The organism is Bacteroidales bacterium (genome assembly GCA_041671145.1).
Classification (GTDB): domain Bacteria; phylum Bacteroidota; class Bacteroidia; order Bacteroidales; family JAHJDW01; genus JAQUPB01.
In genome coordinates, this window is record JBAZBZ010000058.1 from 1 (window position 1) to 11,043 (window position 11,043).

Below are 11,043 nucleotides of genomic sequence, written 5' to 3' on the forward strand. Positions count from 1 at the left end.
CTCCCCACCTTGCGAAGTGTTTTATATTATCAATCCACGCATTTCCCCGATCAGTGAATGCCTTGAAAGTAATCCAACGCATAAACCATTTATCAATCGTTATCTTTCTATTATAGGCTTTTAAGTCAATTTCTTCCATTATTTCCAAAAATTTATTTTATTTTGTTTTTGATATGCTTCTTCTTCCATTCTACCTCTTTGGTCTTCTGTATTTCTACCTTGAATTGCGTGTATTATTTCGTGTGTTAAAAGTTCTTTTAAAGACCTTTTTAGTTCCTGTCTATATCCTATTTCTAAAGAATTGATAAATATTCTTATGGTTGGAGGAAGTGTCATATACTCACAACTTGCACCCGACCTTAATTCTCCGTCTTTTACTGATAATAGAATAAACTTATCTTTAATTTCATCTTTTAATCCATCATATAATTCCTCTATTTCAGATTCAAGATAATCATAAAAATAATCTTTAACTGTTTTATTTTTTTTCTTCATTATCTTTTATTCCGTTTATCGTCAAAATACATTAACACTAAAACTATTATAATAAGGAATATCATCAAGATCGTTGATATTGGGTTAGCCAAGTTCCATTCCTTTGATGACATTATAATACTTCCATCACACTTGTTGTATGTAGCGTATGTTTCTTGCTGAACTATTGAGAAAGCTGATTTCTTTTCTATGCTTAACAGTTGCCTTGATGTTAAGCAGTCCGGTGGGATATCACTCATAATTATTTGTTTAGTTTAATATTTCTACCTCAAACCCCTCCTCTCTTCCACACTTTTTGATAACTTCCAAATATGTGATATACCTATCGTCTTTAATCAATCCTGCCTTTACACAACAATCTATGATCGGTTTTAGATAATTATCTATATCTGATCTCTTTGGATTTCTCAAATAGATATATATCCTCATATGTATATCTTCCGGATATTTGTGGAACTCTTGCAGCGGTGGAAGTTTGTAATGGACTGCCTCCTGCCACGCTTTGAACTCTGATGTCCGGAAACGCCGACCTTGAAAGCAAGAGTTTATTGATATTGGCTTAATTGGAATAAAGTCTGAGTTATACATTGCTTCTTTGTTTAGCTTTTGGGTTCATAAAAGTTAAATATTTTCAATCATCCTTATTATATATTCTAAGTTCATTTTATATCCTTCTAAATTCATTAATATTTTTCTTTTAAGTTGTTTTTCTATTTGCTTTTTAAATTGTTCAAAATCTTTACCTTCGTATTCTCTAATACTCTTTTTTATTTTCATATTCTTTTCCCCGAAATTACACCTTTCGGGAGGTTAAAAATTATCTACAACACTTACAATATCTAAAATGTTTTTCAGGACATCTACCTTCATAAAATCCCTCCTTATAACCATATTCAATCCCTTTCTCAAATGCTTCATTCCTGATTTGATTTTCAAAAATTGCTTGTGCTGCCGTATTTATAATTGGTTCTAATTCTATAACTGCACAATCTTGTTCCTTAAAACTTCTACCCAATAATTCATAATTTTCTTTTGTTATTTTAAATTTCATATATTTTAAGCATTTCTGCTGTTAATTATTAAAATATTTATTTAAATTTTATCAAAAACTACTATTAAACTATCTTCACTTTTATTTTCTCTTGTCCAACCACCAGCACAATCATAAAAACCTCCTAAATAAATCTTTGCGTTAGTAGATAATTCAACCTTAGATAGATTTTCTGGGTCAAATGGTATTGGATTGGTTATCTCTGAATGAAACATTTTTAATATATCTTTTTCAAATTCTGTTTCTGGTGTAAAAACCATTTGTTGTCTATTTTCTTTTGTTAAAAGAGTTGTTTTCATATATTTTTAGCATTTCTGCTGTTAATTATTTTGGCATATTAGTTAATAAGTCTTACTAAAATCTACATTTTCTGTTCCAGTGTTAAAGCTTATTTTTCTATGACAATTACAAGGACACAATTCTATAAAAGATTTCCCCTCAAACTTTCTTCTCCCTGGACAGCCATCAAAACAAAATTTATCGGTATGTTCTAAGGTAATTATAGTTGTTTCTTTTTCCATATATTTTTATGAGATAAAGGGGCTTTGCTCCCTACTGGCACTTAACCGATAGCATACCATTCTTGACCCTTTTAGATAACAATGGATGCTTCTTTCTAACGAGGGTTCGGTAGCCTGTGCTGTGCTGTTTTTTACAGTAGGGAACGAAACCTCCTTATCTCTGGTTAATTTATTTTTTCCTCAAATCTTTTATTTTAATCTTAGCAATATCTTTTCTTATTTTTTCTGCCTGTTTAAGATGATATTCCATTGCTGGCAATAATGATAATAATTCGTGTATCTTATTGTCTTTTTTATTATCTTTCATATTATTTTTCTAATAAGTTTAATATATCGTCTTTTACCCATTCCCCATTATTTATTTTTCTAAAATTTCTAAAACTTTAGACATAGCATAGTAAAATCCTATATCCCATCCCTCACTATATTCTGGGTATTCTTTACTTTTTATTAGTGAATTTGACTTATCAATCCTTTCAATTTTCTCAACCAGCTCTCTCCTCTGCTCTGCTAAAATATCTGTAATGAATTGCTCAATACTTCCTTTACAAAACTTTAAATAATAATTATCACTATTTTTAAATTTTTCCTCAAATGCTTTTATTGGGTCGTTCATATTATTTTTCTAATAAGTTTAATATATCGTCTATATCTCGGTTAATTGTTTTAAGACATCTTGACCAAAATCTACTTCTTTGTCTGTTTTACTCTCTACCATTCTTTTAGCAATTATATTGATTATCTTATCCATTACCTCTCTCCTCGCTTCCTCTCGGGCTTCCTTCTGTGAAGATGATGCATCCTTAATAATGGTTCTCCAAAAATTATTTCTCTCTTCAACTGTTTTTTCTATCGCTTCCAATATTTCTCCTTGATATTTCTTTTCAGTTAATCTAACACCTTCTGCGTATCCTTTGTCTTCTGCTTGCTTAACTTTTTCAAGGATGAGTTGGTGGATTTGTGGTTTCAATTCTTCCCAATAATAATCCAATAAATCTTGCAAAGATTGTCTAACATCTTGGTCTAATTCAACCCCAGTATATTTCATTTTAGGTTTTAAATTGTCTTCCCACTTTATATCTTCGTCTTTCATATTATTTATTTTATAAAATTTAATCCTCAAAATTATTTCTAAAGCATTTTTTAATATCAATGAATGCTTCTCTTGGAAAATTTTTAACTTTATTTTTTGCCATTATTTTGGGAAATTCTTTATCAAACATTTTTTCTATCTTTGATAAGTTAATTTTTTTTCTACAAATATGAATAAAACTTTTGCAATATTTATGTGGGTGTACTTTTTCTTCAAGTCCACAATTATTGCATCTTATCTTTTTTAATATTCTTAGATTTTTTTGCTTCATCTATTTTGGGAACTTAATCCCTTGTTTAATATTATTTATCTTCTTTTACTTCTAAATTAAAAGTATTAAATTACTTAATTTTCCAATTTATTTTCTGCCACGGAGCATCCTTCAAAGAGAAATTCCAGTGCCAAGTAATTTTTCCGCAATCTTTACAAATTACCCAACCCTTACTTGCTTCCCTAAATAACCCTTTTCCATAATCAATCTGTTTGGTGTTTATTTGCCTTGTTTTTACTTTATTTTTATGGTCGCACAGATATTGTTTAATTTTTGTTTTTAGCCACATAGTCTTATTTATTAAAAGTATTAAATTAACCAAAGTATTTTCTCAATTCTGGTGCAATATCTTCGTTCCATTGCTTTGATGTTATGTTGTATTTTTCCCGCAGAACCACACTTAATCCGCAAACCATCTTATCAAAGTTTTCTTTCCTTTTTTCGGCTTCATCAAAAACATTACCCAGTATCTTAACTTTTTCTAACACTTCTATCGGCAACTTTTCAATTTTAATTATCTTCATAGTCTTATTTATTAAAAGTATTAAAGTGGTTTATCTTCTTTTACTTCTAAATTAAAAGTATTAAATTAACTCTTTAATTACCGACTCCCATTCTTCTTTATATTTAATGTCTGGGTGGTCTTTTATAAATTCCGCAATATCTCTACAAATTACTTCTTTGTTTGATTGTGTCAATCTATCTTTTTGGCTCTTAACATAATCGCAAACACAGCCGACTCCATAAGACATTCTGCCGAGCATATATCTAACCGCTGACATTATAATTACACTTTCATTGCAGTCCATAGTCTTATTTATTAAAAGTATTAAAGTGGCTTATCTTCTTTTACTTCTTTTAAAATATCCGATACTAAATTATCCATGATAATTGCTAACTCATCTGCTGGCATAACTATCTCTGGTGCTTGGCTCATAAATTGAGCAGATACTGTTCCGAATGAGTATCCTATCAATGATTCTAATCTTTCTTTTAAATTATTAGTTCCTCTTGTTTCTTCAACTGGTATTCCTACAAATGTTCCAATTTCTCCTTTTTCTACTTTTGTTATTGTGTATGTTTTTTCCATATCAGGAACTTTATGTGCTTCGTATCCGCCTTTAAAAAGGTCTTCAAAGGGTACTGTTATGTCTTGGTCTATAATTAGATTTGGATTTATTGGCATATTTTTTTATTTTTATAATTATTTGTTAATTTATGGCACTCTTTACATAAAGTAATTCCATTTTCAACATCGTATCTTAATTCTGGGTATTTAGCCCAACTTTTAATATGGTGAACTTCTAAATAGCAACCAGTAATCCCGCAAGTTCGACAGGTCCAGTTGTCTCTTTGGAAAATATTTGAACGCCATTGTAAATATTTTTTATCTCTTGTATGAACATACCTCTTCCGTTCTTTCCGTGGCTCTTTACTTCTTCTTAAAGATTGAGCAATACTCATTTTTCTCTTGGCTTTTTCAGTGTGTTTTCTTCCAATTTTTTTAACGCTCATTTTTGTTTTTGATTCTTCCGTGTGTTTTCCAGTAAAACCACCACAACCTTTTTTAAAACCATAACCTTGGTAAACTCCTTTCTTAAATCCATAACCCTGATAAACTCCCTTTTTAAAATGTGTTTTTCCTGTATTTGTTTGAATGTGTAGTTTTTTACACCAAGAAGTATGTCCTTTTTTAAATTCTGTTTTCGGATGAAAACCTTTTTTAAATGGCATTTTAGTTTCTAAGTTTTAATTTTGTTTTCTACTTTCTATTTCTTCGTCTAATTTTAAATTTTCCAAAACTAATTCTTCTATTTTTGAATCTCTTTCGCCAATATCTGATTCCAAGGTACTAATTTCTTCATTTGCTTTACACAAAGGACAGTTCATTTCTTCGTGTGCTATGTCGCAATTTGAACAGTATTTCATAAGTTTAGTTTCTAATAGTTAAGAATATACCCACTAACGCTAATACGATTGATACTGCGATTATGATGAAATAAAGTGTGTTTAGGGTCATAGTTAGGGTCATAAGTTTAATAGTTATCTCCGTATTCCGGCTCAGTACTCGGCCATTTTACATAGATCCCCCACTTGGAGATGTGTAAATTAACTTCGTCGAATATTGAAGTCATTTCCTTTGTTGTGAACTTTGCGGTGCTTTCCTTTCCGTACCTCGCCTTTCCAATGGCTCTGAAAAGCATTTTAACGGCCTCTGGTGAGGTTTCTACCTCCAATCCCTCAAATAGTACCTTTTGCGTAATACCAGCCTCTACAAGGCAACCTGACAATAATTCGCAATACTTGTGGAGTGCCTTGTTTTGCTGGCTGGTTCGTATTTTATTTTCCGGTAAATGGGTCTTCATTCTTGTAAAGTTTTTCTAAATCTATTTTCGGACCGCCGATATATGCATTTTGCACTTCTTCTGATAATGGTTCACTTGGATTTGGCATTATTGTATATTCTGTATCCTGTTTGGTTGTTCCTTTTCTGGTAATCGTTATATCGTATGAAAACGGAGATCCCCATTTTGGATTATCAATCAATGCTTTTAAGGGAGTCATTATGGTTTTCTGCGTTATTTCTAAAATCTGAACTCTCTTTGCCTCATAATTGTACACAACGAATGCCCAGAAGTGGCTAATCCTGCCGTCCTTTTTCATATCATCTGGTATCTCATCAAAAATATCTCTGCTTCTTACCGGCTTATTATCGCTTTTAAAATACTCGTATCCTACTATTGCCGAAGATAATACCCTAAAAGTGTGTACTCCCTCTGTTAGTTTCATATAGTTTGAGGTTTCCGGCACTTTGTAATCGTTGCTTGGAAAGAAATTGTTCTCTTGTATTTCGTCTTTTTTCATAAGTTTAAATTGTTTCTAAATAATATTAACTTTTGCTCTAATTCTTCTACCTGAGCCCGACTCTCTTCAGCTTCCTCTGCCCACTTTTTTAATCTCGGGTCTGGCTCTTTTGAGATATAGTTTTCCGGCAAGAAGTTTCCGGCTCTATAATCTGTTTTAAGTTGTTCCTCTATTTCTTTGTTCATAGTTTTTATGGCTTGCGGGAGAAGAGAGCAATTCACTCCTGAAAACTCTCTCCTCTCCTGCGGAGTCAATTAGTCGTTGTGTACTAATTCGCTATTTAGATCGTTTATAAACTCAATCTCAAATCCTTCCGTAATTTCTTCTACCCAGTTCTGCGATATATTCAATTCGTGAGCTATTTCTTGCGGTGTGCTACCCTGCTTAAATAATGCGATTACTACTTCTTTATCATTTTTAAGCAATAAATTATCTACGAAATTATTAAACATATTATTTTACTAAATAAAGAATATAATGTGTGCCGAAGTATGCTATGGCCGATAACATCACAATCCAATAGCCGACTTTTAATATATTTTCTATTGTGTGATTTTCTCTTTTAATTTTTCTAACTGTATGATATTTCATATTATTATTTTTTAATTTTATTATTTTTCTCGACTTTTATTCTCCATTTCTTTTTTCGTTGGCTGTCGTAATCTCGCATTTTGATTAAGCACTTCTCGCAAAGGAACTCTGTTGGTTTTTTTAATTTCATAATGTTTTGTTTATACCTTATGTTATCATTATCAAAAAGTCCCGTCAAGCCCCTGTTTCTCCACAGGCCAATTTCGCCGCTGCCCGCCTCTCCCTCTGGGCAAGATTATATCTATCAAGTGCTTTCCTATACCTATCTCTGGTTCTAACAACCTCCGGCTTTAATTGCCTTAATCTTTCATTTTCAAGGTCAGCACATATTGGGCAGTTCTTTATTTCCGAATTTAATTTAGTTCCGCACTTACAGGTGTAGTACATATTTAAATTAAAGTTTTATATTCTTTAAATGCTTCTTGAAAAATATGTAGTCCTATTTCTGGTCTTACACAATTTCTTAAAACCTTTCTTTTATCTATTCCTTTTTTACTTTCTAAATTAAAACCTAATTTTTCTTGCCACTCTTTTACTTTTCCCCATTTGATTTTATCAGCGTCAACTTTTATATCGTGTATTAAGAAGTTTGACCAAAAACAATGGCGTTGGATTATCTGTGGTTCAATAAGTGGCTTGTAATAAGGATTAACATTCTCCACAACCCATTTACCTTTATAAAAATGTTGCAATAATATAATTTCTTGATATAAACTCATTTCAGGATATTTCGCTTTTCTTAAATGATTCCCACTACCATAATCTTCTGATAACGCCCCTAACTTCGCAAAGTCCGAATGTGTTGGGCAAGGTGGGCTACTCCATATAAAGTCAAACTCTTTATAATGATCTAAAAGATATTGGTGGGCATCTGCGATTATCACTTTGTCTTTTGGAAAAAAGTCCTGGTAAATATTGGCTATTTCTTCTACATTTTCAACCGCAGTTATAGTGTGGTCATCTCCCCAATTTTTACGATTGCCGCCGATTCCGCAATAAAGATTAAGTATTTTCATAAATTTAATAGTTAAATAATTCTCTTTGTTTTTCTAATAAACTATTAAAAACCTTTTCATTCAAATCTATTCCTTTTGTTTTTACTTCAGCTAACAATTCTGCTATTTCCTTTCTTAATCTTTCTGATTTCTCTTTCAAAAAAAACTGATAATACATCTCTCTAAAAAAATGTTTAGCTTCATCGCCGTCCTTAGAAAATCTTTTTAAGGTTGATTTTTTTATAGTCATTGCTACTTCCATCATTTTCTTTCCTCTAATGTCTTGTACAATAATGTTCATAAGTTTAATAATTATTTACCACTAATAAAAGATATTATTCCCCAAAATATTGTTCCACATATAAAACCAATACACCACCAATTCCACCAATCATCGTTTATAAAACTCATATCTTTATTCGGTAATCTTTGGAGTTGCCACCCCTTTTAAAAATATTGTTATATTTGCCGCCAAAGTTGTAGCGTCTTGCTCATCAAAAATAAGCATATCTGAGTCTTGTCGTGAGTTTTTCTCCAAATATTCTGCTAACCTTGGGTTTATTTCATCTATTTTTTTAAGTTCTTTTTCCATATATTTTAAGCATTTCTGCTGTTAATTATTAACTATGGCTTGTGGCTGATTTTTACTCGGACTTGATACCACATATTTGATAGCACAGGGGATTACTCCCTCCACAGTCGCTAACCATTCTCTGGTTAATTATTTTTTAAAACCTATGCCAATTCCAAATCCCATAAAACCGATACTTAAACAAACTATATTTTCTTCCTGCCTTAGAACAATACTGAATAAAGAAAACTCCTGAAATGGATATTCGTAATTATTCCAAAATATTATTTTCATATTCCCTTTTTTAATTCTTTTTTATATTCTCAAATGGTTGCGGATAATGATTATTCGCTTCCCTGTGTTTTTGTATTTTCATTAAATCATCAATATCAGATATTTCTAAACAAGCCTCCGGCTGGATTACTGCTAAAAATCCAATCCTTACTTCTTTTGTTTGTTTATTTTCTTCTAAAAAAGAATATCCACCGGTTAAAGAATAAAAATCATTCCATAGTTTTAGTGGTACGAACTTTGAATACCAATTATATTTCATATTATTTTGCCCAACCTTTTGCGTAGTTGGGTATTATTGCTTTTTCCTCGACCTTTGGTTTCACATCTCTGTTTTCCCAAGTCCTGACTGCCGCCCGCCAATCTTTCATTTTATTTTTTCCAACCATCCACCCTTTCATCTCATAAAAGTCTATAAAGTTTTCAGGGTCTATATCGTTTTTTCTTATAAGACAATAATTTTTAACTTCGTCTAAAGAGGGTGGGGCGAAAGCCCCTCTCTTTTCATTATTATCATTCTTTACATTATTGTATGTGTCTTGTTTGATGTTTTTCTGTTGTTTTTCTGTTGTCTGGTTTGTTGTCTTGTTTGTTGTATTATCTAATTGCCATATATCATAATTCACAATGGTAATTATGGTTGTAATCTCATTATTCTGTTGTCTTATATCGCCATCACTTTCTAAACACTTTAAATAACGCCTCACTTTATCTCTACTCCACTTCCACCTTTGAGCTAATGTTAATTGAGAGTATCCTAACTGTCCTCTTTTAATTTCTACTTTTATTCCTCTAACTACAAAATAACTATCTGTGTGTTGTGCTAATCCAAATAAATCTACCCACGCTTGACCTCTTGTAAACTTTTCACAGAGCCAACGGTTGGAATAAAGTAAATTTCTACTGACTACAAAAAAGTTTACTTTTTCTATTTTCATAATTTCCACGCAAAAAGCAGAGGTGGACAGACACGGGTTATGACGCCCATAGAATCCACTTCTGCTTGTTGCGAATAAATTAAATTATTATTTGTCATAAGTGTGTCTATTTTTAAACTATATATCTATTATATTTTTTTTAAAAACCTTTGTCAAGTGGATAAAGCAAAAAGCCGGAGATCCCGGCTCTGCCACAAGTCTGCCGTTATTCTTTTTGGTTAGATTATATGATTTGTTCCCCTTAGGGCATCGCCGCAAGAATTAAAAACTAACAGACGAGCTATAATTTTATTTTATCACACTCCAAAGTTCTTGCCCACTATCAATATTTTCCGCAATGCAAAACAATATAAAAATTGTAATTGCTGTGAAAACTATTTTTAAATAAGTATTCATTTTCCTGCGTATGGTTGCGATTCAGTAGCTACTGCATCACTGCCCTTATAAGAAAAGTAAAAAGTAAAACTCATCAGACATAAATTCATAAAATCTTTAGGGTCTAATTTTCCTATAAAAAACGCAACACACGCTGTTAATGCTAATAATAAGAAAACGACTTTTGACGCTGACTGAAGTAGGTTCATATTTTTTTAGTTAATAATATTACTTGTTTATAAAACTCATCATATTTCCTAAAATCAAATAAATCGTAGTCATTAAATCAATCTTAATATGGACAGTATAATCAATTCTATCAATCGTGTCCTTAGGACAAGACATATGTAGATGCGTTCCTTTGTATGGTGGTTTTAATCTGTCTGCTAAAAGTACAACAACGCCATTAGATAAACAAAACCCAGAATTTCCCATTTGTGCTACTGGCTGTCCTTGTAAAACTGTGTCGCCTTTCTTAACTGGAAAGAATGGTAAGCAATGCCAATAAGAATACTTAACTTCGGGATTAGCAATAGACCTTAATAGAACACCATATCCTCTTTCCATTTCCCAACCATTATCCCAGTTTTCAGCAGTAGCTATATTTTCCACAATACAATTTTCCATTGCTACTAATATCGTTCCATAACTTTTCTTATCCCAGCGTGCTAAATCAAAAGCCTTGTGCTGTTCTGACCAGCCCTGCGTTATATTACTTAATTGAAATTCTTTATAAGGTTTGCAAAGATTTTTCATAATATTGAAAAGAGGGGCTGGGGTCGTAATAAGACCTTTATTCTCTCATTTGGCTTATTAGCCAATGGCTTCTACGAAAGCCAGCCCCTATGTGAATTGAAGATAAATTACCTCCCTTCTTGAAATGACAGCTGTGGCGGTCTTATTGTTGAAACGCATACAACTATTTTGACATAGTTGCCAACTGCAATTTCAGCGATAAATAACCGCAACAACTTTTCCAACGAAAT

The 11,043-nt window shown here is 31.8% G+C and carries 27 protein-coding genes; all 27 read right to left on the reverse strand.

Annotated features, from left to right (window positions below):
- Window positions 1–138: 138 nt before the first annotated feature.
- Window positions 139–495, reverse strand: a complete 357-nt coding sequence (locus tag WC223_13075; GenBank protein ID MFA6925170.1) for a hypothetical protein — start codon at window positions 493–495, stop codon at window positions 139–141.
- A gap of 621 nt (window positions 496–1,116) precedes the next feature.
- Window positions 1,117–1,272, reverse strand: a complete 156-nt coding sequence (locus WC223_13080) for a hypothetical protein (protein ID MFA6925171.1) — start codon at window positions 1,270–1,272, stop codon at window positions 1,117–1,119.
- Between the two features lie 40 nt (window positions 1,273–1,312).
- Window positions 1,313–1,546, reverse strand: coding sequence for a hypothetical protein (locus WC223_13085; GenBank protein MFA6925172.1), 234 nt, complete (start codon window positions 1,544–1,546; stop codon window positions 1,313–1,315).
- 41 nt (window positions 1,547–1,587) lie between these two features.
- A complete protein-coding gene (locus tag WC223_13090) occupies window positions 1,588–1,845 on the reverse strand; it encodes a hypothetical protein (protein ID MFA6925173.1) in 258 nt (85 codons plus the stop codon).
- Window positions 1,846–1,887: 42 nt separating this feature from the next.
- A complete protein-coding gene (locus WC223_13095; protein MFA6925174.1) occupies window positions 1,888–2,067 on the reverse strand; it encodes a hypothetical protein in 180 nt (59 codons plus the stop codon).
- Between the two features lie 169 nt (window positions 2,068–2,236).
- A complete protein-coding gene (locus WC223_13100) occupies window positions 2,237–2,374 on the reverse strand; it encodes a hypothetical protein (protein ID MFA6925175.1) in 138 nt (45 codons plus the stop codon).
- A 51-nt stretch (window positions 2,375–2,425) separates the two neighbouring features.
- Complete coding sequence (locus tag WC223_13105) at window positions 2,426–2,683, reverse strand: hypothetical protein (protein MFA6925176.1); 258 nt, start codon at window positions 2,681–2,683, stop codon at window positions 2,426–2,428.
- Window positions 2,684–2,713: 30 nt separating this feature from the next.
- Window positions 2,714–3,160, reverse strand: coding sequence for a hypothetical protein (locus WC223_13110; protein MFA6925177.1), 447 nt, complete (start codon window positions 3,158–3,160; stop codon window positions 2,714–2,716).
- Window positions 3,161–3,501: 341 nt separating this feature from the next.
- Entirely contained in the window at window positions 3,502–3,720 is a 219-nt protein-coding gene (locus tag WC223_13115) for a hypothetical protein (GenBank protein ID MFA6925178.1), read from the reverse strand.
- 25 nt (window positions 3,721–3,745) lie between these two features.
- Entirely contained in the window at window positions 3,746–3,955 is a 210-nt protein-coding gene (locus WC223_13120) for a hypothetical protein (protein MFA6925179.1), read from the reverse strand.
- Between the two features lie 60 nt (window positions 3,956–4,015).
- Window positions 4,016–4,240, reverse strand: a complete 225-nt coding sequence (locus WC223_13125; protein MFA6925180.1) for a hypothetical protein — start codon at window positions 4,238–4,240, stop codon at window positions 4,016–4,018.
- A gap of 20 nt (window positions 4,241–4,260) precedes the next feature.
- Window positions 4,261–4,617 carry a hypothetical protein gene (locus tag WC223_13130; protein MFA6925181.1) on the reverse strand — a complete coding sequence of 119 codons (357 nt, stop codon included), beginning with the start codon at window positions 4,615–4,617 and terminating at the stop codon, window positions 4,261–4,263.
- Window positions 4,608–5,165, reverse strand: coding sequence for an HNH endonuclease (locus WC223_13135; protein MFA6925182.1), 558 nt, complete (start codon window positions 5,163–5,165; stop codon window positions 4,608–4,610). The genes WC223_13130 and WC223_13135 overlap by 10 nt, the downstream gene beginning before the upstream one ends.
- 15 nt (window positions 5,166–5,180) lie before the next feature.
- Window positions 5,181–5,360 carry a hypothetical protein gene (locus WC223_13140; GenBank protein ID MFA6925183.1) on the reverse strand — a complete coding sequence of 60 codons (180 nt, stop codon included), beginning with the start codon at window positions 5,358–5,360 and terminating at the stop codon, window positions 5,181–5,183.
- Between the two features lie 107 nt (window positions 5,361–5,467).
- Entirely contained in the window at window positions 5,468–5,797 is a 330-nt protein-coding gene (locus WC223_13145) for a hypothetical protein (GenBank protein MFA6925184.1), read from the reverse strand.
- Complete coding sequence (locus tag WC223_13150) at window positions 5,772–6,242, reverse strand: hypothetical protein (GenBank protein ID MFA6925185.1); 471 nt, start codon at window positions 6,240–6,242, stop codon at window positions 5,772–5,774. The genes WC223_13145 and WC223_13150 overlap by 26 nt, the downstream gene beginning before the upstream one ends.
- 50 nt (window positions 6,243–6,292) lie before the next feature.
- Complete coding sequence (locus WC223_13155; GenBank protein ID MFA6925186.1) at window positions 6,293–6,481, reverse strand: hypothetical protein; 189 nt, start codon at window positions 6,479–6,481, stop codon at window positions 6,293–6,295.
- 268 nt (window positions 6,482–6,749) lie between these two features.
- Window positions 6,750–6,887 carry a hypothetical protein gene (locus WC223_13160; GenBank protein ID MFA6925187.1) on the reverse strand — a complete coding sequence of 46 codons (138 nt, stop codon included), beginning with the start codon at window positions 6,885–6,887 and terminating at the stop codon, window positions 6,750–6,752.
- A 174-nt stretch (window positions 6,888–7,061) separates the two neighbouring features.
- Window positions 7,062–7,274 (reverse strand): hypothetical protein, encoded by a 213-nt coding sequence (locus tag WC223_13165; protein ID MFA6925188.1) that lies wholly within the window; start codon window positions 7,272–7,274, stop codon window positions 7,062–7,064.
- 2 nt (window positions 7,275–7,276) lie between these two features.
- On the reverse strand, window positions 7,277–7,903 hold the full coding sequence (locus tag WC223_13170; protein MFA6925189.1) for a DNA cytosine methyltransferase: 627 nt from the start codon (window positions 7,901–7,903) through the stop codon (window positions 7,277–7,279).
- 4 nt (window positions 7,904–7,907) lie between these two features.
- Window positions 7,908–8,183 carry a hypothetical protein gene (locus WC223_13175; protein MFA6925190.1) on the reverse strand — a complete coding sequence of 92 codons (276 nt, stop codon included), beginning with the start codon at window positions 8,181–8,183 and terminating at the stop codon, window positions 7,908–7,910.
- Between the two features lie 114 nt (window positions 8,184–8,297).
- Window positions 8,298–8,474 (reverse strand): hypothetical protein, encoded by a 177-nt coding sequence (locus WC223_13180; protein ID MFA6925191.1) that lies wholly within the window; start codon window positions 8,472–8,474, stop codon window positions 8,298–8,300.
- Between the two features lie 129 nt (window positions 8,475–8,603).
- Window positions 8,604–8,747, reverse strand: coding sequence for a hypothetical protein (locus WC223_13185; protein MFA6925192.1), 144 nt, complete (start codon window positions 8,745–8,747; stop codon window positions 8,604–8,606).
- 10 nt (window positions 8,748–8,757) lie between these two features.
- Window positions 8,758–9,006, reverse strand: a complete 249-nt coding sequence (locus WC223_13190) for a hypothetical protein (protein ID MFA6925193.1) — start codon at window positions 9,004–9,006, stop codon at window positions 8,758–8,760.
- A gap of 1 nt (window position 9,007) precedes the next feature.
- On the reverse strand, window positions 9,008–9,682 hold the full coding sequence (locus tag WC223_13195) for a hypothetical protein (protein ID MFA6925194.1): 675 nt from the start codon (window positions 9,680–9,682) through the stop codon (window positions 9,008–9,010).
- Window positions 9,683–10,074: 392 nt separating this feature from the next.
- A complete protein-coding gene (locus WC223_13200) occupies window positions 10,075–10,266 on the reverse strand; it encodes a hypothetical protein (protein ID MFA6925195.1) in 192 nt (63 codons plus the stop codon).
- Window positions 10,267–10,285: 19 nt separating this feature from the next.
- Complete coding sequence (locus WC223_13205; protein MFA6925196.1) at window positions 10,286–10,813, reverse strand: M23 family metallopeptidase; 528 nt, start codon at window positions 10,811–10,813, stop codon at window positions 10,286–10,288.
- Between the last annotated feature and the right edge of the window lie 230 nt (window positions 10,814–11,043).

Coding starts and splice junctions, on each gene's coding strand:
- WC223_13075 (MFA6925170.1), bottom strand. CDS start 495: ATGAAGAAAAAAAATAAAACAGTTAAAGATTATTTTTATGATTATCTT.
- WC223_13080 (MFA6925171.1), bottom strand. CDS start 1,272: ATGAAAATAAAAAAGAGTATTAGAGAATACGAAGGTAAAGATTTTGAA.
- WC223_13085 (MFA6925172.1), bottom strand. CDS start 1,546: ATGAAATTTAAAATAACAAAAGAAAATTATGAATTATTGGGTAGAAGT.
- WC223_13090 (MFA6925173.1), bottom strand. CDS start 1,845: ATGAAAACAACTCTTTTAACAAAAGAAAATAGACAACAAATGGTTTTT.
- WC223_13095 (MFA6925174.1), bottom strand. CDS start 2,067: ATGGAAAAAGAAACAACTATAATTACCTTAGAACATACCGATAAATTT.
- WC223_13100 (MFA6925175.1), bottom strand. CDS start 2,374: ATGAAAGATAATAAAAAAGACAATAAGATACACGAATTATTATCATTA.
- WC223_13105 (MFA6925176.1), bottom strand. CDS start 2,683: ATGAACGACCCAATAAAAGCATTTGAGGAAAAATTTAAAAATAGTGAT.
- WC223_13110 (MFA6925177.1), bottom strand. CDS start 3,160: ATGAAAGACGAAGATATAAAGTGGGAAGACAATTTAAAACCTAAAATG.
- WC223_13115 (MFA6925178.1), bottom strand. CDS start 3,720: ATGTGGCTAAAAACAAAAATTAAACAATATCTGTGCGACCATAAAAAT.
- WC223_13120 (MFA6925179.1), bottom strand. CDS start 3,955: ATGAAGATAATTAAAATTGAAAAGTTGCCGATAGAAGTGTTAGAAAAA.
- WC223_13125 (MFA6925180.1), bottom strand. CDS start 4,240: ATGGACTGCAATGAAAGTGTAATTATAATGTCAGCGGTTAGATATATG.
- WC223_13130 (MFA6925181.1), bottom strand. CDS start 4,617: ATGCCAATAAATCCAAATCTAATTATAGACCAAGACATAACAGTACCC.
- WC223_13135 (MFA6925182.1), bottom strand. CDS start 5,165: ATGCCATTTAAAAAAGGTTTTCATCCGAAAACAGAATTTAAAAAAGGA.
- WC223_13140 (MFA6925183.1), bottom strand. CDS start 5,360: ATGAAATACTGTTCAAATTGCGACATAGCACACGAAGAAATGAACTGT.
- WC223_13145 (MFA6925184.1), bottom strand. CDS start 5,797: ATGAAGACCCATTTACCGGAAAATAAAATACGAACCAGCCAGCAAAAC.
- WC223_13155 (MFA6925186.1), bottom strand. CDS start 6,481: ATGAACAAAGAAATAGAGGAACAACTTAAAACAGATTATAGAGCCGGA.
- WC223_13160 (MFA6925187.1), bottom strand. CDS start 6,887: ATGAAATATCATACAGTTAGAAAAATTAAAAGAGAAAATCACACAATA.
- WC223_13165 (MFA6925188.1), bottom strand. CDS start 7,274: ATGTACTACACCTGTAAGTGCGGAACTAAATTAAATTCGGAAATAAAG.
- WC223_13170 (MFA6925189.1), bottom strand. CDS start 7,903: ATGAAAATACTTAATCTTTATTGCGGAATCGGCGGCAATCGTAAAAAT.
- WC223_13175 (MFA6925190.1), bottom strand. CDS start 8,183: ATGAACATTATTGTACAAGACATTAGAGGAAAGAAAATGATGGAAGTA.
- WC223_13180 (MFA6925191.1), bottom strand. CDS start 8,474: ATGGAAAAAGAACTTAAAAAAATAGATGAAATAAACCCAAGGTTAGCA.
- WC223_13185 (MFA6925192.1), bottom strand. CDS start 8,747: ATGAAAATAATATTTTGGAATAATTACGAATATCCATTTCAGGAGTTT.
- WC223_13190 (MFA6925193.1), bottom strand. CDS start 9,006: ATGAAATATAATTGGTATTCAAAGTTCGTACCACTAAAACTATGGAAT.
- WC223_13195 (MFA6925194.1), bottom strand. CDS start 9,682: ATGAAAATAGAAAAAGTAAACTTTTTTGTAGTCAGTAGAAATTTACTT.
- WC223_13200 (MFA6925195.1), bottom strand. CDS start 10,266: ATGAACCTACTTCAGTCAGCGTCAAAAGTCGTTTTCTTATTATTAGCA.
- WC223_13205 (MFA6925196.1), bottom strand. CDS start 10,813: ATGAAAAATCTTTGCAAACCTTATAAAGAATTTCAATTAAGTAATATA.